Origin of the sequence: Advenella incenata, assembly GCF_004217095.1 — a bacterium.
GTDB classification, from domain to species: domain Bacteria; phylum Pseudomonadota; class Gammaproteobacteria; order Burkholderiales; family Burkholderiaceae_B; genus Advenella; species Advenella incenata.
In genome coordinates this window covers 329,478-353,975 of record NZ_SHKO01000003.1, presented here as the reverse complement: position 1 = coordinate 353,975, position 24,498 = coordinate 329,478, and the positions used below count along the sequence as shown (strand labels likewise).

Below are 24,498 nucleotides of genomic sequence, written 5' to 3'. Positions count from 1 at the left end.
GCTTCCCTGCTCATTCTTTCACTCCCAAAGCATGTTTAAGCGCCGCCGTTGGCGCGACTTGCATCAAGGCAGATGCACTTACCCCGGCAGATAACGCCGGAATTTGCTGCAGCACGGGCACACTGCCATAGTCTGCAATTGTGCCCGCAGTCATGTCGCATGGCGGCCCGTTCAGTATGACGCCCAGCACAGCAATACCCCGCAAGCGCAAGGCCTGCAAAGTAAGCAGCGTATGGTTAAGCGTCCCCAGCCTGGTTGCGGCCACCACCAGCACAGGAAGACCTAGCCAGGCGATCAGGTCAATCATCAGGCATCCCGCACCCAGCGGAACCATGACACCGCCCGCGCCCTCCACCACCAGCCGTTGCGCGTCAGGCAGGCGGATATCCTCCAGCGCCAGCTGCCTGCCCTCCAACTGGGCGGCGTAATGCGGTGATGCCGGCTCGCACAGCCGGTATGTTTCCGGGTAAGTATGACAACCAGCGTGGATCTTCACCCACTCGCTATCGGTCATCGGCAGCAAGCCCGCCTGTACCGGCTTGAAATAATCAAATCCAAAATGCTGGCACAGCCAAGCCGACACCAGCGTCTTGCCCACATCGGTATCGGTTCCAGTGACAAAAATACGCATGGTCAACCCCTTGTTCCTGGGCGGGACAAGTGCTGCACAATCGTCTGGGCCAAACGGTTCACGCCCGCGCTGTCATGAAGCGCATTAATGGCAATACGCAATCGGGAAGTACCGGTCGGTACGGTGGGCGGTCGGATCGCCGACACCATCATGCCCTCTTGCTGCAATGCCTGCTTCAATGCCAGCGTGTCCGATTCATCTCCCAGACATACGGGCACGATATTGGTGCCATCTCCCATGACAGTTATGCCGCGATCACGCAACAGCTGGCGCAGCAAATCGGCCAAGGCAAATACCTGCTGGCGTTGTGCAGCAAGCGTCGGAACCATACGCCATGCCTGGGCCGCGGCCGCCACGCTCATGGGTGATGGCGCCGTTGAATAAATGAAGCCAGCCGTTCTGTTCAACATGAACCGGTGCATGATCGCATTGCAGGCAATGTATGCGCCGGCTCCGCCGATCGCCTTGCTGAATGTCCCCATCACCATATGGGGTACCGGGGACAAATCCACTGTCGTGGACAAACCATAGCCTTGCGAACCATACAAACCGGTGGCATGCGCCTCATCCAGATACAGAAAACAGTTGTAGCTGGCGGCAATATCGACCACCTGCGCAATAGGCAACAGGTCCGCCTCCATCCCATGAACGGTTTCGGTCACGATAAACGCGGGCCGGGATGCCACACAATGCGTTTGCAACTGACGGCGCAGATCTGCCATGTCGTTGCGCTCGAACAGCACATATTCCGCGCCCGATAAAAACATCGCGTTATAAAGACTGGAATGATTGAGCCTGTCGAAAAAAACAATGGGCGGCGCCGGCAGGACCCGCTGACTCAGCAAGCTGGCCAGTACAGTCATATTGGCCTGATAACCCGAGTTGAATATGAGGGCAGCCTCAGTATGCTTGCTCTGGGCGATCTGCCTTTCAAAGGATTCAATCAGACTGTAGTTTCCAGACAGCAGTCGGGAACCGGTTGAACCTGCACCGTATTGCCTGGCCGCTGCAATCGCGGCATTCACAACATCGGGATGCGTAGCCAGACCAAGATAGTCGTTACTGGAAAAATCGAGCGAGACTGGAAGATCCACTGGCGGCAGCGCGCGCAGCCGGCTTTTCGCATCCTGCTCAACACAATACTGATCATAAAAACGATACATGGGGCGACACCTGAATATTTGTCGCAAACATGAGACTCCCGGCATCAACCAGGCATATGCGACGTTCAGCCCCTATTCTAAAAAGAAGGCATAGCAATTGAAATTTTAATAAATTGAAAAATAAGCACCAAATAAAAGACGAAAAGCGATTATGCATGAATATAGATATATTGCCTGATGAGCGCGCGCTACCAGCAAACCTAAAGCGAGCACAACCGCAGCAGCCAAATGCCTGGCAATTGCCAGCCAAGCCTGTTTTTTTTATGTGTTGCGCGTGCCTTGCATCTTGCCCGCAAATGGCACTTCGTATAATGTATATAGACTGCTGCTTGCAGCTCCCCGACCGGCATCCCACTTTGAATCAGACTGTCATGTATAACCCTTCCCACTTTCGCGTTGCCGACTCCGAAGCAATATCGGATTTGATACGCCGGCATCCGTTGGGCCTGCTGATTTCCCAGAGCCCGGAAGGCGTCCAGGCCAGCCCGATACCATTTCTGTACTTCCCCGAAGAGGGCGAGCACGGCATATTGCGGGCGCATATGGCGCGGGCCAATCCGCATTGGAAATTATTGATGGCAGATCCGGCCTGTCTGGTTGTATTCCAGGGCGAACAGGGCTACATCTCGCCATCCTGGTATGCAAGTAAGGCCACGACCCATCAGGTTGTTCCCACCTGGAATTATGTCATGGCGCAGATGCGAGGCACCCTTGCCACCACAGATGATGCCGACTGGCTGCAAAGCCAGATCAGCGCATTGACCCGCATGCAGGAAACCGGCAGACCCGCTCCGTGGCAGGTAACAGATGCGCCCGCCGATTTTATCGACCGGCAAAAGCGCGCCATCGTTGGACTGGAAATCACGGTGGCGAGCATTGATGGGAAATGGAAATTGAGCCAGAATCGCAGCCAGGCAGATCTGGCCGGCGTCATTGAAAACCTGCGTCAGGGTGATGGCTTGTCCGACAGCCAGGCACTGGCGCAGGCAATGCAATCGCGAGAAAAAACCTGACAGCCCCAGCCGGGGCGCAGCATGGTCAGCGGCGTCTGGCCTGGCAGCTCAGCGTCGGACGGCAATAACAAGCCTGTGCGGTTGTCCGCCAAAGTGGCCAGGCGCCGATGCGACAGGGATATACGCCTTGAACCTGAGGCTCAGCAGATCGGCCTCATTCTATAAAAACACGATACTGTAGAAAGTCTGTTCGGCTGGCGACCTGATCGTAAAGCGTTCTTGCAGTAGCGTTACCTTCGCGCGTCGTCCAGTACAGCCACTCATAGTTGTTGCTGGCGGCAAAATGCCGGGCGTGCTCAAGCAATTGCCGGGCCACCCCATTCTGCCTGTGGGCCTGAGCGACGAACAAATCATTCAGGTACAGTCGGTCTTTTGGCGACCAGGTGGACCGATGGCCAATAAGATGCGCAAACCCGACGACCTGCCCGTTTCGAACAGCCACAAATGCATGCATTGGCTCTTGCTCATCTATAAACCGCTGCCAGGTAATCTGACTGGTCTGAGTGTCCTCCGGCTCGCCATAGAACGCCAGGTAGCCGCGCCATAGCTCACTCCACTGATCAAAATCCTCAACTTGCGCATGTCTGATATCCGTATCCTGCATGTCTATATCCTGCATATGTTATTCCTGTAGTTGAAACGACCGCGAATCAGCCGTGATTGCATGACAGCCACGATGCCATGACAGATGCCATATGATCACTGCCCCTGCGTCAGTAATTTTTTCACCTTGCCTATTGATGTTATTATTTGAACATAGATCCCTGGTTAGCTGGCTTTCATTCGATCTGACACTATTCTGAATTCGATATTCCTTATTAAATGTTTATTTAAAGACAGGAGTTATTATGAAAGAAAAGAGCAAAGCAAGTGTGAAAAAAAGCACCGCCAATCGCCTGAAACTGGACGAGGCGGCCATTGAAAAAGCAAAACAAAGCCTGGATGATGGCGCCGTTATAGGCCATGACAATCCCTGGCGCGAAGACATTGTGCGTCTGCTGAACGATGCGTTAGCAACAGAGATTGTCTGTATCTTGCGCTACAAGCGCCACCATTTTACTGCAACAGGATTGGAGTCCCCTGCCATCGCCGATGAATTTCTGGTGCACGCCAATGAAGAATCGGCACATGCCGATGCCATAGCCAAACGTATCGTACAACTGGGCGGCGAACCGGATTTCTCACCAGACACATTATTGTCTCGCAGTCACGCCGACTATAACGACGACGCTGGTTTGCATGAAATGATCAAATCGAATCTGATTGCCGAGCGGGTTGCGATTGAATCCTACACGCAAATGATTGAATTGATCGGCGACAAGGATCCCACAACTCGTCGACTTCTGGAGAGCATCCTGAATGACGAAGAAGAACATGCCGACGAACTGAGCGACTGGATGCGATCCGTCGTAACCAGATAAGTAGTGCGTTGAAATAACATTTCCGGAAAAATCGGCTCGCAATCATAATTGGGCGTTGACAGTTTATCGGTAATCGCGGATTATCACGTTTGTATTTGTAATTAGACCGACATAGGAGAATAAATCATGAAAAAATTGGGACTTGTTGCTGTACTGGTATCTCTGCTCGGCCTGGCTGCATGCAATACCATTTCCGGCGCCGGACAGGATCTGGAACGCGGTGGTGCTGCGATATCAGGCGCTGCTGAACGCCATAAATAAATTCCAGGCGTCAATATTCCGGTGCTGTTCCCTGTCTAACAACAGACGACAAGATCGGTGATCGACCAAAAGCTGCCTTGTGAATGCCCTTACGGATGCATTACACAGGCAGCTTTTTTTATAGTCCGCCGCAGCTCGCGGATTCATCTAACCGGCATCACAAAGCGTACCGGCAGCCAATCGCCCTAGGCGAGCACTTTCTTCATCCGCTCGAAATCACGGCGATACTGCTTTGCCAGTTTGGTCTTTTGTGCATCCGTCAGAATTTTCCCCGACGCCTGAAAGAATTTCTTTTCCTCTTCACGCAAATGGTGGTGCACTTTTTTTGACAGCGCCTTGGCCTGTGCCAGCCATCCCGGTGAATTGGAGGGCTCAGACTGCAAATCCTCCAGCATTTCCTCGATTTCATGATGTTCGGCCAGCGCATGGCGCGAAGGCGACAACCCGTTGTCGTCCATCAGAATGGGGGCATACAAAAAGCGCTCTTCTGCGGCTGCGTGCGCTTCGAGCTCCACATACAACGCCTTGAAAATATCGTCCCGGCTGCCCGTACCGGGCTTGGTGCGAAGCAGCCGCTTACAGAGACTGCGTTGCGTTTCGTGGCTCTCGCGCAGTGCGTCATAAACTGTTTCCATCATAGTCCCTTTCATATTCTCTGTTTGTCGGGGCTTTCTGTGCCATTCGCAATGGCCGTCATGAAGCCGTAGGCAGTCGCAAAAAAATTCAGCAGTCGCAACCACACCCTTATCTAGCCTCAACCCAGACGAATACGCAACAACTTACGTTGTTTACAAACAACAAAATTCCCGTCAAAAAAAGCAAATTTGCCGCCCTGTCGCGCGTTGTCGACATTATTTAAAATGCAAAGCAAAAAGCGCTTGCAATCAGACTCTATTTAGCGCATAATTCTTTTCTTGCAGTTACAGCGCGCCCGTAGCTCAGTTGGATTAGAGTACTTGGCTACGAACCAAGGGGTCGTGGGTTCAAATCCTGCCGGGCGCGCCACATTACTTAGGGTCTCCATATGGAGGCCTTTTGTTTTTTGTGCTGTTGAAACGTCATTGTCCTATTTAAATTAGAAAAATACTCAATTGAGGACAACAACTATTCCAACGCACGCCACGTCCTTCAATGGGCCTACCCTCGCCGGTTTTCGCCGGTAAATCCAATATTACGATAGCCGCCCTCTGGCGTGCTCACGCGTGCAGGCATCAGATGCGTATTCTTGCTCATCTGGCTCAGTAAAGCCCGAGATAGCCTTGGTATCGCTCAACACCCGGGTCTTTGCTCGCGCGCCATTCACTACCCCTACTGAGATGGCGTGCAATGATTTATCGCCTACCCCGAAGAACCAATACATGACTAAATAGTAAGGAAAAGCTAAGTTGCTGCACAGGCTACCCAAAGACATAATTGTGGGCTCGAAGCTTCGCGCACTGAACCGAAGCTGTATTAAACAATTTCCAAGGAGACAACTGCATGCGTCGAGTCGACTACCGAGACTTGATCGGGGGGGTATTGATCACCATTGCCGGAGCCGGGGCTATGTACCATTCATTGACCGCTTTCGATCTTGGCACGGCGGCCCGGATGGGGCCAGGCTACTTTCCCGCTCTCGTAGGTGGCCTGTTAATGCTGTGCGGAATCATGATACTGATTCCTGCACTGCTGCGTGAAGGACCCATGCCAATCTTCGAATTACGGCCACTGTTCTGGATCAGTCTTTCGATGCTCGCATTCGCGTTGCTGGTCCTGCCTTTCGGCCTGGTACCCGCGATCATTGCGCAGACGATCCTGGCCGGCATTTCCGATAGCAAACTGTCCTGGAAGCAGTCACTGCTCCTGGCGGGGGGCCTCTCTGCAGGAGCGACCCTGGTGTTTAAAGTTGGACTGGGCGTCATCCTGCCGACGTTCGCCTGGCCTTGGTAGGAGAAGATAAAGATGGACATTTTTGACAACATTATGCTCGGTCTGACGACCGCGCTCGATTGGAACAATCTTCTCTGGTGCATCATTGGCGTATCGCTCGGCACGTTGATTGGCGTAATCCCCGGAGTCGGTACCCTGGCGACAATGTCGCTGCTGTTTCCGATCACCTACGTCCTGGAGCCGACCGCCGCGCTGATCATGCTGGCCGGCATCTGGTATGGCAGCACCTACGGGGGATCAACAGCCTCGATTCTGTTGAATCTTCCGGGAACGCCAGCCAATGCTGTGACGTGTCTGGACGGGTTCCCGATGGCCAAACAGGGACGGGCTGGCGTCGCGCTGTTGATGACGACCATCGCCTCGTTCTTTGGCGCCAGCGTTGGCATACTCATGATGATGCTGTTCTCTCCACTCGTTGCCGAAGTCGCGTTCAAATTCGGTCCCGCAGAGTACTTCTCAATGATGGTGCTCGGCCTGGTGGCAGCCTCTGTGGTGTCGTCCGGTTCAGCTATCAAGGGCATCACCATGGTCGTGGCCGGCGTGTTGCTGGGCATGGTCGGCACCGACGTCAATTCCGGCGTAGCGCGCTTCGATTTGGGGTTCCCCGAGCTTCAGGATGGCGTGCAGATCGTCGCCATTGCCATGGGCCTGTTTGGCGTCACCGAGATCATCGCCAGCATCAATCATGTGAAGGCGGCCGACCGCAAGATCGACGTATCGATGAAGGCCATGTTGCCAACGCGTGACGAAATGAGGCGTTCCTGGGGACCAATGGCCCGCGGCTCGAGCCTGGGATCATTCTTCGGCGTGCTGCCCGGCGTGGGCCCTACCGTAGCCGCCTTCATGGCCTATGCGCTGGAGAAGCGGACTTCGAAGACACCCGAGCGCTTCGGCAAGGGCGCAATCGAGGGGATCATGGCCCCGGAATCGGCCAACAACGCATCAGACCAGGCATCCTTCATTCCGACAATGACGCTGGGCATTCCCGGCAGTGTGACGATGGCGTTGATCATTGGTGCGCTGATGATCCACGGCATCCAGCCCGGACCGCAAATGCTGACCGAGCAGCCCGAGATGTTCTGGGGCCTGGTGATGAGTTTCTGGATCGGCAACATCGTCCTGGTGATCCTGAACGTGCCGATGATCGGTTTGTGGATCCGGGTGTTAACCATTCCATATCACATCCTCTACCCGGCCATCGTGATGTTCATCTGCATCGGCACCTACTCGGTCAACAACAACGTCTTTGATGTCTACGCCGTTCTTGTGTTCGGCATTGGTGGCTACGTACTGCGCGTGCTTGACTTTCCACCTGCTCCGCTGCTGCTGGGCTACGTATTGGGCCCGATGCTGGAGGAAAACTTCCGGCGCGCCATGTTGCTCTCGCGAGGTAGTATCCAGACCTTCATCGAGCGCCCGATCAGCATGTGGGTGCTGGTCCTGACGGCAGCGTTGCTGGTATGGGGATTGTGGAGTGGCCTGCGCCAGCGATCGACCGTGGCCCAATCTCCGGAATCGATTTGAAGCACCTGGATGGTTGATTGAAGAATGGCCGACTCAGTCGGCCATTACTTTTTGAACCAGGCTGCACAGCTGATTCGAAGGCCGGGCAAGTATGTACGAATACGCTTGGAACGCCGATTGAGTAGCTTCATGTGCCCGTGCAGTTGCCACTGTTCGCGGTTCAATGAGTACAGCAAATGGATTGTCTTAGAGAGGTTTTTGCACTGGTGCTATCTCATCAGACCGTGAGGCCGAATTCGAACATAAGCATCTTTTACAATGCTTATGGCGTTAACTGTGTTTTGTATCAAGGGGCAGTGATACGATTACCCGCAGCCCTGGATGAGCATTCGAAAAAGAAAGCGTTCCACCGTGCAAACCGACAATGCTCATGACGCTGGTCAAGCCCAAACCGTGCCCATCTGAAGATGGATCAGATCTATAAAAGTGCTTGCCCAGATGCTCATATTCGCTGGCGGGCAACCCAGGCCCATCGTCTTCGATAGTAATGAGTCCGGAACGCCCCTGCTTGACCACTTTAACAACGACCTGATGGGTACCGTACTTAACCGCATTGTCCAGCAGATTGGCAAGCGCGCTGGCGAGCAAATTCACATCACCAAGAAGCGTAACGGAATCCAGGTTCGCACGGTATAACGAAATACCTTTTTCTTCCGCTAACGCCTCATGCATCTGAACCACGTCGGTGACGATGACATCCAACTCGCAGGGCTTAAACGAACGACGTTGTATGCCTGCCTGCATCTCTGCAATTTGCAATAGTTTTTCCAGCAATACATTAAGACTTTCGATGCCTTCTATGGCTTGTTGGTTGGCCTTTAGCGCTGCGGCCAGGGACACACCCGGCTGCTGCGCCACTCGCAATGCACCAATAATGCGAGTCAACGGCGTACGAAGATTATGTGCGATGGTATCCGAAATGTGCCTGGCGCTCTTCATCAACAGTTCGATCCTGTCTAACATCGTGTTAATGTCACGATTAAGCAGAGTGAACTCGTCGGCGCTTGTCGGTGCCGAGATACGTTTAGAGAGTTTGCCAGCGCCAATTTGCTGCGTCGTTCGTCGAATGTGGCTAACGCGGTACGCCAATTCTCTTCTAAATATATAGGTCCCCAAAAGCACCATAAGTACAGCCAAAAGAATGGCCGCCGCTGTCGCCCGCCCTATTAATGAAGTGATGTCGCCTATCTCACTTGAATCCTGCCCAACGACTAATATCTTACCGTCGGCCAGGGTTTGGATTTTTAGATAGCCACGCGTAGGGATGCCATTTTGAATCACCTCTGCGTCAAACACTTCAGTATTTGTTGAGTTAAATTGTGGGGAGCTCGCCAGGTTTCCAGCCAGCTTGCGGCCATCCTTGTCAAGAAGCAGGTAGATCTCCCGGTCTGAGTCGATTCGATCCGAAAGCGTCAGTGCAATCGCCGATATAAGTGCATCACTGCCACCATCTTCAAAGGCTGCAATTAAACGTTGTCCGGTCGCTGTTATCTGTCTTGTGTATTCGGTGCGTAATGCGCCAATGAACTGAACGTATATGAATACGATCAATATTGACGTAGTGAAAATAGCTAACAAGCCATAATTCAACGTCAGGCGAAAAGAGATGGAATTCCACTGGCGCTTAAAAAAATGAATCATTCTTCTTCGAATTGCCTATTGCTGGAGCCCTGTCTATCAGAAAGGGTGTACCCCACACCGCGCACAGTGTGAATCAGCGGGATTGTGCAAACGGAATCGATCTTGCGGCGCAGCCTGCTCACCTGAACATCAATAACATTCGACTGGGGATCAAAGCTGTATCCCCAAATCGTTTCAAGTAACATGGTTCGCGTCACGATCCGGTGAACGTTAAGCATGAGATACATCAATAAACGGAATTCTTGCGGCTGCAAGGCGATCGATCGTCCGGCACGCAGTACTTTCTGCGTAGCGACATTAATCGTCAGATCTGCAACCCGAAGTTGTTTGACTTCCAGATCGGGTCGCGTTCGCCTGATTAGTGCATCCAGTCGCGCGACCAATTCAGAAAAGGAAAATGGTTTGACCAGATAGTCATCACCACCAGCTCTTAAACCATCAACCCGATCATCGACGGCCGACAGCGCGCTAAGCACCAAAACCGGCGTCTTTTTCCCCATTACCCGCAGGGCCGATAGTATTGAAAGGCCATCGACATGATTGGGCAGTATACGATCCAAAATGATAATGTCCCATTTGTCCTTCATGGCGTTTTCAAGCCCGCTTGCTCCGTCCCCGCAAACGCTCACCAAATGCCCCAGTTCCGTCAGGCCATTGGCAAGATATCGAGCGTTATCTCGGTCGTCCTCAATAATAAGACATTGCCACATATCTGTTTTCCACGCGAAATAAGTGTGAGGCAACAGCCTCTTGAAGATTAGCAGCACTTTGTAGGCCAGGCGCCCTTTTCGTGCAGCTATCGACGACCATATCACCAAGCACCAATCGACTCAAGACAGCAGTGTTACGGTGATCATGTTTGCGTGATGTGCTTATGTTGGCCCGACGCTTGCTGGATTCTCAGGTATTGGATCACCAAGCAGAGCTACCCAGTCATGCATACTGCCCGATTGGACCACACAGGCCGGTTCCTGGAGACGAACCAGCAAGGCGCCTGAGCAAGACAAAGCAACATAATTTGCGTCATATTCTGCCCGTTTTCTTACCAAACGGTAAGACTATCGTAATGGGTGCCGGATGGGGTTTGACCAAGATGATGCAAACATGCACCGGCGCGCACAGCACAGTTTTCCCGCCTATATTGCCCAGAGATCCGGGTATTTGGCAGACATGCTATAAAATGGCCGTTGCACCTCTTTGGGAGAAGCAAACATGTTCGTTCAAACATTTGGCCGATGCGCCGTGGTATTGTCTCTCGCCGTCTTTATTGCCGGCTGCGGTGGAGGCGCCAATAAGAAACCTGTCGCTGCAGAACTGCGCAACGATTGCACGTGGCACCGCAGCAGCTGTTTGTATGAAGGCTCATACGAGCCGGACGAGCGGGACTACGCAGAACGAGAGGCCAAACGCCTGAATCTGGCCCAGACTATCCGGCTGACTCGCAGCACCTGGCAATAATCGCCCCTCTGTGCCCCACACAATAACGCTTGCAATTGATGCGATTGCATCGATTCGCACCCATGTCCTGGGCTGTCGGCTTCTCCAAAATGCCCACTTGAAAAGGGGTCCCCTGAACTGGGGTACGCCGGATACGCTTGAAATAGTGCATATCAACTCGCCTTGTCGGGTTTGATTCTGAACCAGATGGAATACATGGCGGGTAAAAAAACCAGTGTCAGAATGGTCCCTGCGAAGGTGCCTCCTATCAGCGTGTATGCAAGCGTTCCCCAGAACACCGAGTGGGTCAATGGAATAAACGCCAGGATCGCTGCCAGGGCAGTCAAAATCACCGGCCGCGCACGCTGAACCGTCGCCTCCACGACAGCATGAAATGGGCTTAGCCCCGCCTGTTCGTTATGGTGAATCTGCCCGATCAGGATGAGCGTATTACGCATTAAGATTCCGGACAGCGCAATCAGGCCAACCAGCGCATTGATACCAAATGGTTGCTGGAACAGCAACAAAATCGGCACCACGCCAATCAACCCCAAGGGGCTGGTCAGGAAAACCATGACCATGGCCGAGATCGAGCGCACCTGAAGAATAATGATAAGCAGCGTCATTGCCAGCATGATGGGAAACAAAGGCAGCATGGCTGTTGTCGCTTTGCCGGATTCCTCGATGGCGCCGGCCTGCTCAATGCGATAGCCATCCGGGAGCTTTTCCATAATCGGCTCCAGCTGCCGGGTAATGGCTGCCGACACATCTGGCGGCTGTAAATCTTCGGCAATATCGCCTCGGACAGTGATGGTAGGCATTCGGTCGCGACGGCGCAAGAGGGGTTCTTCCAGGCGCACATCAACGCTGCCTATTTGTGAAAGCGGAACCCGCTGACCATCGGCAGCCGTCAAGGTAAAGTCGCCTATTTTTGCAGGATCAAGCCGCACCCCGCCTGCAGAGCGCGCGACGACCTGCACAGTACGAATGTCCTCACGCACCGCAGTGATCGGCACGCCATTCAATAAGAACTGCAATTGCTGGGCGACGGCACTGGAAGTGAGTCCCAGGGCTTGCAGCCGATCCTGCTGCAGGGCCAGGTGCAATGTTGGCGCACGCACTCCCCAGTCATTATTGACCGTGCGCATCATCGGACTGGCAATCATCACCTGCTGTACCTGGCCAGCAATCTGGCGCAGCGTATCCGGATTCGGGCCGGCAATTCGGTAGGCGACAGGAAAAGGCGAATAAGGGCCAAAAACCAGTTGAGTGACGCGGACCTGCGCCTGGGGCGCGAGACCATCGGCGATCGCTTGCCGCAACCTGAATTTCAACGCCTCGCGCTCGTCCGGGTTATCGGTGCGGATCACGATTTTGGCAAAAGAGGGATCTGGCAGTTCCGGCCCCATTGCCAGATAAAAGCGAGGTGCACCTTGCCCCACATAAGTGGTGACGATCTTCGACTCAGGCTGTTTGGATAACCAGGTTTCCACCTTCGAAGCGGCGTCGCTGGTCTGCTCAATTGAGGTGCCATAGGGCATCTGCACTTCGACCAGTACTTCGGGACGATCGGAGACCGGAAAAAACTGTTTCTTGACCACCGCCATGCCCAGCACAGCGGCAACGAATAAACCGATGACCATAGCGGCAACCAGCCATTTGCCTTTGATTACCTGCCCCAGCAGTTGCCGAAAGCGGTTATAGCGTGGCGAATCGTAGAGCGCACCGTGGCCGCCTTCCACCTTTTTCAGATCAGGCAACAGCTTCACACCAAGGTAAGGCGTAAAAACCACCGCCACCACCCAGGAAGCTATCAGCGCAATGCCAACGATCCAGAACATATTGCTGGTGTATTCCCCTGCGGTAGAACGAGCAAAGCCGTTGGGCATGAAACCGACTGCGGTGACCAGCGTACCTGCGAGCATTGGCGCCGCCGTATGGCTCCAGGCGTAGGCGGAGGCGGTGATGCGGCTGTAGCCCTCTTCCATTTTCACCACCATCATTTCGATGGCGATGATCGCATCGTCCACCAGCAGACCCAGGCCCAAAATGAGAGAACCCAGGGTAATGCGGTCAAAGTTCTTGCCGGTTGCTGCCATCACCACAAATACGATCGCCAGCGTCAGCGGCACGGCGGCAGCAACCACGATACCTACACGCCAGCCCATGCTCACAAAACACACCAACATCACCACCAGCAAGGCAACGAAGAACTTGACCATGAATTCATCTATCGCTGAGCTGATGTTAACGGCTTGATCTGTGACCTTGGTTAAACTCATACCGACCGGCATGTCGGTATTGATGGCGTCCACTTCCTTATCTATTGCCCTGCCGAGGTCGAGCCCGTTCCAGCCGTCGCGCATGACGATGCCCAGCAGCAAAGCAGGTTCACCACCATTGCGAATCATGAATGTGGCCGGATCTTCATAGCCACGCGTCACCGTCGCTATGTCCGACAGTTTCAACGTGCGTCCCTGAGCCAGGATGGGCGTATCGCGGATTTTTTGCAATTCATCGAAAGCGCCGTCCAGGCGAATGAACACCTGGGGGCCTTTGGTTTGCACCGAGCCGGCCGGCGTCAGTTCATTCTGGCTGTTGAGCGCAGCAAATACGGCCTGGGGGCTTACGCCCAGCGTTGCCAGGCGCTCATGCGAGAACGCGACATAAATGCGTTCAGACTGCTCACCAACGATATTGACCTTCTTGACACCGGGTACATGCAACAGGCGCTGACGCAATCTCTCGGCATCGCGCACGAGCAGGCGTTGCGGTTCGCCCTTGGCTTTGAGGGCAAACAGGGCAAAGGTGACATCCGCATACTCGTCGTTCACCATCGGGCCGATCACTCCGGACGGAAGATTGCCTGCCTCATCACTGATTTTCTTGCGGGCTTGATAGAACGCCTCGTTCACTTCCGATGGCGGCGTGCTGTCAAGCAGCGTAACGGTGGTGAATGCCAGGCCAGGCCGTGTATAAGTTTCGCTACGCTCATACCAGCGCAGCTCTTGCATGCGCTTTTCGATCTTTTCGGCAACCTGATCTTGCATTTCCTGCGCGGTCGCGCCTGGCCATGCAGTAATAACCGTCATCACCTTGACCGTGAAAGCGGGATCCTCCGCACGACCAAGCTGAAAGAATGCGATGAGCCCGGCCAGCGAAATCATGCAAATCAAAAACAAGGTGACCGAGTGCTCGCGTACGGCGAGCGCTGACAGGTTGAAACCGCGCTTGCTCACGGATGACTCCCGGCAGTCAGGCCAGCAGCCTGGTCAGCCACCCGCACCTTCTGACCTTCGTGCAGCAGATGAGCCCCCAGTGCAACGACCCGATCGCCTTGCTCGAACTGGCCGGCAATAAACGCGCTGTCGACATTCAGACGCCGGAGCGTGACCTGTCGCCAGTCTATGGTCGACGACTTGCCGTTGACAACCCATACGCCCGGCCCCTTGCCCGAGTCAGACAACGCGCCGATCGGCACTTGCCAATCGCTTGCTGCAGCATTTGTTTCGTCTGGAATCGTTACCGTAACCGTAGTGCCCAACGGCGCATCGGCGAACTCGCCCTGCAGCACATATCTGGCCTCGAACGTTCGGGTCAGTCGGTCCGCTACATCCGAAAGCTGTCTTAGTGTGGCCGGGATGATTACGTCTGGTTTGCTAAAAAGGCTGGCTTGCGCGGTAGCACCCACGGTCGGACGCAGGGTTTCCGGCAACTGAATAACGGCCTCTCGGTGTCCGGCGTGGGCAATACGTACCACGACCTGCCCGGTGGCCACAACCTGGCCGGGCTCGGCCAGGGTTTCCATGACCAGGCCATCGGCATCTGCCAGCAGTTGCGCATATTGATTCGCGTTACTGGCCACTTCAGCCTGGGCTTGTTCCGCATTCAACTGAGCCTTGGCAGCATCGGCCGCCGCTTTGACCTGGTCATACTCCGAGGCCGATATTGCCCCGGTTCCACGCAGGCTGCGATAGCGGGTTTCGTCTTCTGCCGTCTGTTTCGCGCGCGCACGGGCAGCAGCCACTGCTGCCTGTTGCGCCCGGGCGGCCAGCTTCAGATCAATCGCATCAATACGCATAAGTAGCTGGCCGCGCCTGACGGTTTGCCCGGTGTCCACCAGGCGCTCGAGCACCTTGCCGGATACGCGAAAGCCCAGATCACTTTGCACCCGTGCAGCCACAGTGCCCGTGAAGGAGCGCGCCGCAGGCGTGGCGTGCTGCACGGCAGCCACACGCACCAATGGCACGTTGGTGCGCGGGTCAGGTTGCGTGTTTTCGCCGCAAGCGGCCAGTAAAAGCGACAGCGCACCAATCGCGCTATAGGTGGCAAGGCGGTGCAGGCACATGAAAGTCCATCGACAATGTAATCAGGACTTTCATTTTCCATCAAGTGACCAATTTAGTCAATAGTCACTAATATGCAAATCATGGTGAAAGACTGCGCAGCACCAGGCTGGACAACTGCGCCGGCGCCGCATCGGCATAGTCGAAGTTGTGCTGCAACAACAACGGGTCCAGATAAGGACGCATTACCAGATAGATTGCCATGGTCGCTTCATCGACCGGCGTCTTGCGTTCAAAATCTCCGGTCCTGCGCCCTTCCTGCAAAATATCCGTAAGCATGCCCTGGATACGCTCCTCGTAAACAAGTACTGCGTGCCAGCGTTCACCGGCGGCCGAGGACGCAATCTCATACAGCTTGCGGTCCCGGAAAAACAGACGCAGGCTTGCTTGAACCCCTATTTTGAACATCCGCCGAAGCTTTTCGGGCGCACGCTCGGCATCGTCAACCGCCGCCCTGATCTCGGATTCAATCTGGCTCAGGCAGTTGGCACAAATGACCTCGCCAATGGCTTGCTTGGATTGGAAAAATTTATATATATAGGCCTTCGAAAAGCCAATGGCTTTGGCAAGGTCCGAAACCGTGGTTTTCTCGTAGCCATATCGGCTGAAATGCTCAGTGGCGGCAGCAACGATTTGGTCTCTCACGTCGTGATCAGCCGGGCCACGCGCCGAGGCAGGGGAAGCAATGGATTTGGTCATGGGTGGAAGGTTACCTCATGTAGGATGATTCGACAACAAGTGACTGTTTCGTATTTTGGACACTTTACATTGCCTGGTATCGAGCCTGGTATTGATAGCTCATTATTAAAGCCTGGACAGATCTGGCTTGTGGCATGTATCAGGACCGCCGGGAAAAGAGTACGTAATAATCGGCAATATTGATATTCAGACAGTATCAAATAATCTATTTTTAATATTGGACCAATATCGTATTTGTGCTTATGCTTTTCCTTATTCGGAAAATCATAATATGAACGACATCACATCCTCTCCCAGCGCATTAGCCGGTATTACCATTGTTGACCTGACCTCCGTGGTCTTTGGCCCGTACGCCTCTTTGATCCTGGCCGACTATGGCGCGACGGTTATCAAAGTTGAACCGCTACAGGGCGATTCCACTCGGTATACCGGACCAGCCTATCAGGAAGGCCTATCAGCCGTTTTTCTGGGTTCCAACAGAAACAAGCAGAGTATTGCAATCGACATCAAAACCCCACAAGGGCTCGAGGTGCTGCAGCGATTGCTGCAAGACGCCGATGTCTTCATGCACAGTATCCGCCCCCAGAAACTGACAAAACTGGGGCTGGATCCGGCCACCCTGACAGGGCGCAATCCGAAACTGATCTACGCAGCGCTGCTGGGCTACGGATCGAATGGCGCTTATAGCGGCATGCCGGCGTATGACGATATTATTCAGGGCTTATCCGGCATACCGGATTTGATCAGGCAACAGACCGGCGCGGTGCGCTATATGCCGATCATTGCCGCCGATAAAACCTGCGCCCTGATGGCTGCCCACGCGATTCTGGCCGCCCTCTTCCAGCGCGAGCGCGATGGCCGCGGGCAACTGATCGAAATCCCGATGTTCGAATCCATGGTCTCGTATGTGCTGGTTGAACATTTCTACGGACGTCATCTGGCCGACAAGGATCTGGACGCTGGCTATGTCCGGGTGCTGTCAGAGTGGCGTCGGCCATACCAGACAACAGATGGCCATATTTGCATGATGCCCTACACCGATGAGCACTGGAAGCGGTTCTTTACTGAATCAGGCCATGACAAACTGGCGCAAGACAGCCGCTTTCACAGCATCAGCGCACGCACCCAGAATATCAACCAGTTGTACGAGCTGACCGGCAGCATCGTTAAAAACCAGTCCACCGCGCATTGGTTGCAGTTTTGCCATGAACAGGAAATTCCCGCGGCACGCGTCAATACGCTCAATGAACTGGAGCAGGATCCCCATTTGCAGTCTACCGGCTTTTTTTCCGAGCTGACCGACCAGGGGCACCATTACCGCTTTACAAATAATCCGGTACACCTATCGAACTCACAAGTGCCATTGAAAATGCCGCCACGGCTTGGCCAGCACACACAGCAAGTTCTGGAGCAGCTGGGCTATTTGCCAGAACAAATCGATCATTTACGTCAGCAGCATATTGTGGGCGCAGACCGGCCGGACCAAACCACTTAACAGGAGTATAAAAATGCAACACGACCCGAAAATACTGGGCATGGGATTTTACTGGCAGGATCTGCAAGTGGGACAGAAATTTGTTACCTTCAAGCGAACCATCACTGAAACCGATATCATCAATTTCATCAGTTGCACCGGCATGCTCGAAACCATCTTCATAGACAAGACGTTCGATGCCGGCGCCATATCCGGCAGGCCCGTACCCGGTGCGCTTACCTACGGCATCATTGAAGGCATTCTCATGCAATCGATGGTCCAGGGCACCGGTCTTGCCCTGCTTGAGGTTCATAAAAAGATGCTGGCGCCGGTCATCGCCGGCGATACGGTTCATGCAGATGTTCTGGTTACAGGCATCAAACCGACCAGCAAGCAGAATCGCGCCGTCGTCGACACTCACATAGACATCCGAAATCAGCATGATGTTGTAGTGATCAGTTATGACGTAAAGCGGATGCTGGCTGGCCGCCCGCAATAATTGCGACATGACATCGGCAAAACAGAGCGAGCAACCATGCTGACTAATTTTAAATTTGCGCGGCTGCCAGACCACGACGAAGCCTTACGGCAACCGATTCGCGCATTCATCCAGGAAAATACGCAGCACATGACTGCGTTTGAGCGCGCCCGGTCATGGATGGGGTTTGATGCTGATTTCAGTAAAAAGCTTGCGCAGCAAGGCTGGCTGGGCCTTACCCTGCCGCAGCAATATGGCGGCGCCGACAAGGGCTATTTCACCCGTTTCGTGGTATCGGAAGAATTGCTGGGCGCCGGCGCGCCCGTATCGGCACACTGGATTGCCGACCGGCAAAGCGGCCCGCTGATTCTGCGTTATGGCAGCCAGGCACAACGCGATTTCTATCTGCCCAAAATTTGTCGGGCGCAAGCCTTTTTTTGTATTGGCATGAGCGAACCGGACTCGGGGTCCGACCTGGCCAGCATCCGCACTCGGGCAATAAAAACAGATGATGGCTGGACGCTCAATGGCAGCAAAATCTGGACTACCAATGCGCAACACTCGCACTACATGATCGCATTGGTACGCAGCAGCGGCACCGCCCAGGACAAGCACAAAGGCCTCTCGCAATTTATTATCGACCTGAGCCTGCCAGGCATCACCATTCGGCCCATTCATGACCTGGCCGGCGATGCCCATTTCTCGGAAGTATTTTTTACTGATGTACAGTTGGCGCCAGAGGCCTTGATCGGCCAGGAAGGCGCGGGCTGGGAGCAGGTCAACGCAGAACTGGCCTTCGAGCGCAGCGGACCGGAACGTTTGTATTCCAGCATGGCATTGGTCGAATGCTTTATCCGCGAGTGCCGTCAACAGGGTTGGGACAGCCCGGCTATTCAAAGCACGGTGGGCGAAATCACCGCGCGGCTGGCGGTGTTGCGCGCCATGTCGCTTGCGGTGACAGCAAAACTGGCCAATGGACAGAATCCTGCACTTGAAGCCACACTGGTCAAGGATTACGGTACTTCGCTTGAGCAGGACATTCCCAAACTCATCGACCGATGCCTTGGCCTGTATCCCGCTCACATGCCCTCGACAGAGCTGATCAATACCCTGTCGTTCGTCAGCCAGATTTGCCCCAGCTATTCGCTGCGTGGCGGTACACGCGAAATATTGCGCGGCATTATCGCACGCGGCCTGGGCTTGCGCTAAGGAAATAACATGGACACATTACTCGAAGATGCCCTTGGCGAGCTGTTCCGGCACGTCACGTCAGGCGCAGCGCCTGGGCTTGAAATAACGACCGATCAGCGCAAGGCAATATCAAATGAAATTTACGCCAGCGGCTTTGCTGACCTGTTGCTGCCGCAAGCGGCCGGCGGCAGCGGCATCAGCCTGTCTGAGGCGATTGGATTATTGAAGATGGAAGGGTATTACAACGTGCCCATACCTTTTGCCCAGACCGTGGTCACACGTGCCTGGGCACACGCCCACAGTGTGAATCTGCCAGAAGGCACGTTCAGCTATGCCAGTTCGGCGCTTCAGATTGACGAGCAGACCCGTTCGGCCACACTGCACAAGGCCTGGCACGGTCACTGGGTTGACCATATGCTGATCGCCACAGACCAGCAATGCTTAATGGCACACAGTCATGAGCGCCGGGTTTTACAAACCTATCATGGCGGCCTGTTCGCAGCTGTGGCCTGGCCGGCTCAAGGCCTGACCAGGCTTGATCTGGACGAGCAGGCAACGCACGACCTGTTTAATTTCAGTGTTTTAGCCATGCTGGCAGTGACCCTGGGGGCCATGGAAAAAGCCTTTGAACTCACGCTGGCATATGCTGCCCAGCGCCAGCAATTTGGCCGACCGGTAAGCAAATTTCAGGCCGTGCAGCATCAGATCAGCGAAATGGCCGAACACGTGTGCGCTGCCGATATGGCATTGCAATTGGCAGCCGCCACCGACGACAACGCCCTGACTGTCCCCGCCTCCCATCAGCTTGCTATCGCGCAATTTCAAATTGCACATATCGCAGACAACATTGCCGATATTGCACATGCCATACATGGAGCGATCGGCATCAGCCAGGAATACCCCCTGCATCACTACACCCGCAGAATCCGGGAATGCAAATCCTGCTTCGGCTCAGCCCAATACTGGGCGGCCGAAATCGGGCAGCAGATCCTGCACAAAAATAATGACACGCTTTTGGCAGTCCTGACTTGGACCCGGGATGAAAAAAGGACGGGCTAAGTACCGGTTCCAGCGAACCGGCCCGCTAAATAAAGCCTGGCCGTAAGCACGCTCACGCAGGTGCAGTCCACAATCACATGAGGAGACAATCATGTATTTCTGCAACACCCGCAAATCCGCCGCAGCCCTGTTTCTAGGCTGCACCCTGGTCACTTTTTGCAGCACAGCTGCTGCTGCCGATGTCCCATGGCCACAACAGCCGGTTACCATGGTGGTCCCGTTTCCACCGGGCGGGCCGACCGACATTGTGGCAAGGCATCTGGCAAAGCAACTGGCGCAACGTCTTGGACAGCCGTTCGTGGTGGAAAACCGCGGCGGCGCCAATGCGACCATTGGCATGCAACATGTGTCCACCGCTAAACCCGATGGCTACACCATTCTGTACAACACATCCTCCATTGCCTTGAGCCCCGCACTGTACCCGAACTTGTCATATGACCCCACGACGGCGTTCGATCCCGTATCGACAACGGCCAATGTACCGATGGTCGTACTGGTCAACCCAAAAATGCCGGTAGACAATTTGGAACAACTCAAGGCACATGTCATCGCAAACAAGACCAGCTATGCCTCCAGCGGAATGGGCAACATCACCCACCTGGGCGGCTTTTTGCTTAACAAAGGGCTCGATATCAAGGCATTGCACGTGCCATACAAGGGTAGCGCCCCGGCGATGGTCGATTTGATGGGTGGCCAGGTTGATTACATGGTCAATACGCTGAATGACTCCCTGTCTGCCATCCGTGGCAAAAAAGTGAAGATACTGGCCCTTGCAAGCCTGCAGCGCAACGAGCAGGTGTTGCCCGGCGTACCGACTGTAGACGAAGCTGGTGTGAAGGGCTTTGAAATTGGCGCCTGGCAAGGCGTCGTCGTGCCACGCGGCACTCCACAGTCGATTATCGACAAGTTGAACAAAACCATCCGGGATACGCTGGACTCGCCCGACTTCAAAGCAACCCTGCAAAAACAGGGAACAGACACGCTTGGCTCAACGCCCCAGGCGTACCGCCAGTTTATTCTGCAGGAAACCAAACGCTGGAAACAGGTGGTGCAGCAAGCCGGCGTCCAATCCAATTAAAGCAGCCCTGCCAGTCGGTTCTACAATCGCCGGCCACCATAGACGTCATGACATTCAACATAGAATGATGGAGACAACATGAAAAAATCCCCCTTAGCAGCGCTTTGGGCCACCGCTGTGCTCGCCGCAGCGATTGCCCCGGCAGCCGGATGGGCAGCCTATCCGGAAAAACCCATCAAAATGATCGTCTCGTTTCCTCCGGGTAGCGGGACTGACACCAATGCCCGTTATGCAGCGAAAAACATGTCGGAAAAACTCGGCGTTCCTGTGCTAGTAGAAAACAAACCCGGCGGCAACAGTTTCATCGCCGCCGAAGCCGTTGCCAATGCCAAGCCGGATGGTTACACCCTGCTATTTGCCAGCAACTCGCCCGTTGCCACCAATGTAGCGATGTTCAAGTCCCTGCCCTACGACCCCGTCAAGGGCCTGACACCACTGGCCAAACTCAGCTTTGGGGCAATGGGCGTCGCCGTCAATGCCTCCGCACCTTATTCGTCGATTCCCCAATTGCTCGAATATGCCAAAAAACATCCTGGGAAAATGAACTACGGTAGCGGCAGCGCTTCCTATCGGATTGCAACTGAATTATTTCTGTCCATGGCACAGATTACCGCCAGACAAATTCCTTACAAAGGCGCATCGCCGGCGCTCACGGACCTGGCCTCGGGCCAGGTGGATTTTGTATTTGCCGACTATGGCGCGATACTGCCGCTGGCTAACGCAGGGAAAGTCAACATCATTGCTGTCACCGGTACCGATCGACTGGCAACAGCCCCGTCTATTCCCACCCTGAAGGAACTGGGCTATCCTGACTATTACATGGTCAACTGGACAGCGGCGTTTGGCCCCGCCGGGTTGCCCGATCATGTGCGCGATCTGCTTAGCCAAACGCTGGAGGACATTTATCGGACTGACGATGCCAAAGCTTTCCTGGCCAAAATCAACTGGGAAGCCTTCCCCGGCAACTCAGGCGATCTGGCCCGTTTTCAACGCACCGAAATTGAACGCTGGTCGCAGGCGGCAGCGCGCGCGGGTATACCCAAACAGTGAGCTTGCCGGCGCAGCATCAGCTAAAATCGCGCCAAGCTTGATAAAATCTGTCAGACTGTTCCGGTAATGCGTACCGGCAACGCCCCGGGTATGCGATTATCAGGATATTCAAATTGGAACTGCGCCGTATCAGACATTTTGTCGTGCTAGCCGAAACGCTGAACTTTCACAAGGCAGCCGAAAAACTGCATATTGCCCAGCCCCCGCTTTCTGTCTCTATTCAGAAACTCGAAGCTGAACTGGGGCTTACGCTGTTTCTTCGCAATCCCAAAGGCGTGTCGCTCACAGAAGAAGGCGCCCATATTCTGCCGCTGTCAATCCGTCTTCTGCAAGCGGCCGAGCAAGTGGAACAAACAGCGCTTGAAATACGCGAGGGCACCAACGGCTCGTTGCGTATAGGCATAGTAGGCTCGACCACCCAGCAGCTGTTCCAGAAGCTGGTATCGGCATTTCGTACGTCATATCCAAAAATTTCGCTCTCGTTCAGTGAAGCCACCTCGACACAAATTGTGCAAGCTGTCAGTTCGGGCAAGCTCGATATCGGGCTGATCAGGACCCCGATATTGGCCAGCGCCGATGTCAATATGCAAATTCTGGAAAACGATCATTTCATTCTGGCGTTGCCCGAGGGGCACGCGCTGGCCGACCAGCCGGTACGGCTAAGCGATCTGGCCGACACCCCATTCATCGTCTATTCGTCCGAACATGCCCGCGGTCTGCATTATGCGATGATGGCTGCATGCCAGTCGGCCGGCTTCTCGCCAAAGGTGTCGCAGGTTGCCGTACAGGTGCAGACGGTGCTGTCGCTGGTCGAAAGCCATTTTGGCCTGGCCCTGGTGCCGTCAGTGATGGAAAATATCAACCGCTATCGCATCATCTACAAACGGCTTGAAGACGAATCGGCCATCAAGCGTATTGGCTACGGATTGGTATACCGGCAGGAAACGGAATCAATGGCCACCTCCAGATTCAGGGCGCTGGCCTCGGATATGTCGGTTCGGACATGAGCTACAGCAAACCCACCGTGAACCTTACCCTGCGCCAAATGAAGGCCTTTGCAGCGCTGGCAACAATGCGCAACTTCACACGAGCTGCAGAGCATTGCAATATCACCCAGTCTGCTTTCAGTGCGCTTATCGTAAACCTGGAAAGTGGACTGAACGCCAAGCTGTTTTCAAGAAATACGCGCAATGTGGAGCTTACCGCCGAAGGCGAGGTATTTCTCAATATCGTCAATCATCTTATTCCGGAAACCGAGCGTGCGTTATCGGAAATGCAGGACCATGTATCCAGACGCAAGGGTCGGGTCGCCATTGCTGCCTTGCCGACGATATTTTCGTCGCTGCTGCCGGACATCATCGCTACTTTTATCAATGAATATCCAGGTATCGCACTAATTGTAGAAGATGTACCCAATACTGCCTGTGTAGCGCTGGTACGCAACCGCCAGGTAGATTTCGCCTTGTGCGCGTCGGCAGAGCCGGGAACCGACCTCGTTATGGAAAAACTGGCATCGGACACATTCTACTTTGTGTGCCAGACGAATCATCCGCTGGCAGACTACAAGCGCCTGTCTGTTGCTGATATTCTTCCTTATTCAATTATTGTTTTTGAGAAGGCCAGCAGTATTCGCCAGCATCTGGATGCCTCGGTCTATCCAAAACAATGGATAAAAGTTCTTCAGGTCAACAACCTGTCAACTGCTGCAGGACTGGTGGCTGCGGGTATCGGGCCAACCATTGTCCCAGTGCTCGGACTGTGTCAATTCAATCTGAAAAAGCTGCTGGCTATTCCGGTCACCCTGCCTATTAACGAGCGCGATATTTGCCTGTTGCGTAGGAAGGATGCAACTGAATCGATAGCCGCACAGGAATTTATCCGCCTGCTGCGGAACCGGCTGCCTCAGGAGGTGGCACTGCTTGCATCACGCCAGCCGACCCTGAAATAACGCCTGCGTTTGCAGCAGGCAACGATATACATCTTCGGGTCGAATAAGAACACTTTTTGATTATGCTGTTTTATCGATTAATTTACAAAAATAATCCATATATCAGCTAGCTCAAGCGCGGTAGACTGCATAAAACAATCTTAAAAAACCCGCGC

23 protein-coding genes and 1 tRNA gene are annotated in these 24,498 nt (G+C 54.2%); 15 read left to right on the top strand and 9 right to left on the bottom strand.

Translation table 11 applies throughout. From position 1 onward, the window contains the following. Positions 1 to 10: 10 nt before the first annotated feature. Positions 11 to 631, bottom strand: a complete 621-nt coding sequence (gene bioD, locus EV681_RS17835) for a dethiobiotin synthase (protein WP_128394785.1) — start codon at positions 629 to 631, stop codon at positions 11 to 13. A 2-nt stretch (positions 632 to 633) separates the two neighbouring features. Beyond that, entirely contained in the window at positions 634 to 1,794 is a 1,161-nt protein-coding gene (locus tag EV681_RS17830) for an aminotransferase class I/II-fold pyridoxal phosphate-dependent enzyme (RefSeq protein WP_128394786.1), read from the bottom strand. A 371-nt stretch (positions 1,795 to 2,165) separates the two neighbouring features. On the opposite strand from EV681_RS17830, the gene EV681_RS17825 reads away from it, so the two are divergent. Beyond that, positions 2,166 to 2,807, top strand: a complete 642-nt coding sequence (locus EV681_RS17825; RefSeq protein WP_128394787.1) for an FMN-binding negative transcriptional regulator — start codon at positions 2,166 to 2,168, stop codon at positions 2,805 to 2,807. Positions 2,808 to 2,961: 154 nt separating this feature from the next. On the opposite strand, the gene EV681_RS17820 is transcribed toward EV681_RS17825, so the two are convergent. Continuing rightward, positions 2,962 to 3,426, bottom strand: coding sequence for a GNAT family N-acetyltransferase (locus EV681_RS17820; protein ID WP_130304762.1), 465 nt, complete (start codon positions 3,424 to 3,426; stop codon positions 2,962 to 2,964). Positions 3,427 to 3,655: 229 nt separating this feature from the next. Between EV681_RS17820 and EV681_RS17815 the strand changes: the two genes are divergently transcribed. Further along, a complete protein-coding gene (locus tag EV681_RS17815) occupies positions 3,656 to 4,228 on the top strand; it encodes a ferritin-like domain-containing protein (protein ID WP_128394789.1) in 573 nt (190 codons plus the stop codon). Between the two features lie 126 nt (positions 4,229 to 4,354). Continuing rightward, a complete protein-coding gene (locus tag EV681_RS17810; RefSeq protein WP_014751378.1) occupies positions 4,355 to 4,489 on the top strand; it encodes an entericidin A/B family lipoprotein in 135 nt (44 codons plus the stop codon). Positions 4,490 to 4,674: 185 nt separating this feature from the next. Here the strand turns inward: EV681_RS17810 and EV681_RS17805 are convergent, their stop codons facing one another. Further along, entirely contained in the window at positions 4,675 to 5,127 is a 453-nt protein-coding gene (locus EV681_RS17805; protein ID WP_207227100.1) for a hemerythrin domain-containing protein, read from the bottom strand. Positions 5,128 to 5,416: 289 nt separating this feature from the next. Here EV681_RS17805 and EV681_RS17800 point away from each other — a divergent pair. From EV681_RS17800 to EV681_RS17790, 3 genes are all read left to right on the top strand, one after another. Beyond that, positions 5,417 to 5,494 (top strand) — tRNA-Arg (locus EV681_RS17800). A gap of 474 nt (positions 5,495 to 5,968) precedes the next feature. Beyond that, the gene (locus tag EV681_RS17795) at positions 5,969 to 6,418 is read left to right on the top strand and encodes a tripartite tricarboxylate transporter TctB family protein (protein WP_130304761.1); all 450 of its coding nucleotides are present in this window, start codon (positions 5,969 to 5,971) and stop codon (positions 6,416 to 6,418) included. Between the two features lie 12 nt (positions 6,419 to 6,430). Continuing rightward, complete coding sequence (locus tag EV681_RS17790; protein WP_130304760.1) at positions 6,431 to 7,942, top strand: tripartite tricarboxylate transporter permease; 1,512 nt, start codon at positions 6,431 to 6,433, stop codon at positions 7,940 to 7,942. Positions 7,943 to 8,212: 270 nt separating this feature from the next. Here the strand turns inward: EV681_RS17790 and EV681_RS17785 are convergent, their stop codons facing one another. Together EV681_RS17785 and EV681_RS17780 are read right to left on the bottom strand one after the other, a co-directional pair. Beyond that, positions 8,213 to 9,583, bottom strand: coding sequence for a sensor histidine kinase (locus EV681_RS17785; RefSeq protein ID WP_130304759.1), 1,371 nt, complete (start codon positions 9,581 to 9,583; stop codon positions 8,213 to 8,215). Continuing rightward, entirely contained in the window at positions 9,580 to 10,293 is a 714-nt protein-coding gene (locus EV681_RS17780) for a response regulator transcription factor (RefSeq protein WP_128394807.1), read from the bottom strand. Before EV681_RS17780 ends, EV681_RS17785 begins: the two co-directional genes overlap by 4 nt. Before the next feature lie 502 nt (positions 10,294 to 10,795). On the opposite strand from EV681_RS17780, the gene EV681_RS17775 reads away from it, so the two are divergent. Further along, positions 10,796 to 11,041 (top strand): hypothetical protein, encoded by a 246-nt coding sequence (locus EV681_RS17775; RefSeq protein WP_165393111.1) that lies wholly within the window; start codon positions 10,796 to 10,798, stop codon positions 11,039 to 11,041. Between the two features lie 152 nt (positions 11,042 to 11,193). Here EV681_RS17775 and EV681_RS17770 read toward each other — a convergent pair whose 3' ends face one another. The 3 genes from EV681_RS17770 to EV681_RS17760 all read right to left on the bottom strand — a co-directional run bounded on the left by EV681_RS17770 (position 11,194) and on the right by EV681_RS17760 (position 16,065). Next, complete coding sequence (locus tag EV681_RS17770; protein ID WP_130304758.1) at positions 11,194 to 14,259, bottom strand: efflux RND transporter permease subunit; 3,066 nt, start codon at positions 14,257 to 14,259, stop codon at positions 11,194 to 11,196. Next, positions 14,256 to 15,368, bottom strand: coding sequence for an efflux RND transporter periplasmic adaptor subunit (locus EV681_RS17765; RefSeq protein WP_130304757.1), 1,113 nt, complete (start codon positions 15,366 to 15,368; stop codon positions 14,256 to 14,258). The genes EV681_RS17770 and EV681_RS17765 overlap by 4 nt, the downstream gene beginning before the upstream one ends. A 79-nt stretch (positions 15,369 to 15,447) precedes the next feature. Beyond that, complete coding sequence (locus tag EV681_RS17760) at positions 15,448 to 16,065, bottom strand: TetR/AcrR family transcriptional regulator (RefSeq protein ID WP_128394810.1); 618 nt, start codon at positions 16,063 to 16,065, stop codon at positions 15,448 to 15,450. A gap of 271 nt (positions 16,066 to 16,336) precedes the next feature. On the opposite strand from EV681_RS17760, the gene EV681_RS17755 reads away from it, so the two are divergent. From EV681_RS17755 to EV681_RS17720, 8 genes are all read left to right on the top strand, one after another. Beyond that, entirely contained in the window at positions 16,337 to 17,560 is a 1,224-nt protein-coding gene (locus EV681_RS17755) for a CaiB/BaiF CoA transferase family protein (RefSeq protein WP_128394811.1), read from the top strand. A gap of 13 nt (positions 17,561 to 17,573) precedes the next feature. Next, entirely contained in the window at positions 17,574 to 18,038 is a 465-nt protein-coding gene (locus EV681_RS17750; protein WP_128394812.1) for a MaoC family dehydratase, read from the top strand. A 36-nt stretch (positions 18,039 to 18,074) separates the two neighbouring features. After that, positions 18,075 to 19,226, top strand: coding sequence for an acyl-CoA dehydrogenase family protein (locus EV681_RS17745; protein ID WP_130304756.1), 1,152 nt, complete (start codon positions 18,075 to 18,077; stop codon positions 19,224 to 19,226). A 9-nt stretch (positions 19,227 to 19,235) separates the two neighbouring features. After that, entirely contained in the window at positions 19,236 to 20,267 is a 1,032-nt protein-coding gene (locus EV681_RS17740; RefSeq protein ID WP_130304755.1) for an acyl-CoA dehydrogenase family protein, read from the top strand. Positions 20,268 to 20,358: 91 nt separating this feature from the next. Beyond that, a complete protein-coding gene (locus EV681_RS17735) occupies positions 20,359 to 21,345 on the top strand; it encodes a Bug family tripartite tricarboxylate transporter substrate binding protein (protein ID WP_130304754.1) in 987 nt (328 codons plus the stop codon). 78 nt (positions 21,346 to 21,423) lie between these two features. After that, positions 21,424 to 22,395, top strand: a complete 972-nt coding sequence (locus tag EV681_RS17730) for a Bug family tripartite tricarboxylate transporter substrate binding protein (RefSeq protein WP_128394816.1) — start codon at positions 21,424 to 21,426, stop codon at positions 22,393 to 22,395. A 113-nt stretch (positions 22,396 to 22,508) separates the two neighbouring features. Continuing rightward, positions 22,509 to 23,402: a LysR family transcriptional regulator gene (locus EV681_RS17725; RefSeq protein ID WP_128394817.1), complete on the top strand. Its 894-nt coding sequence runs from the start codon at positions 22,509 to 22,511 to the stop codon at positions 23,400 to 23,402. Further along, positions 23,399 to 24,343, top strand: a complete 945-nt coding sequence (locus EV681_RS17720) for a LysR family transcriptional regulator (protein ID WP_130304753.1) — start codon at positions 23,399 to 23,401, stop codon at positions 24,341 to 24,343. The genes EV681_RS17725 and EV681_RS17720 overlap by 4 nt, the downstream gene beginning before the upstream one ends. Positions 24,344 to 24,498: the final 155 nt, after the last annotated feature.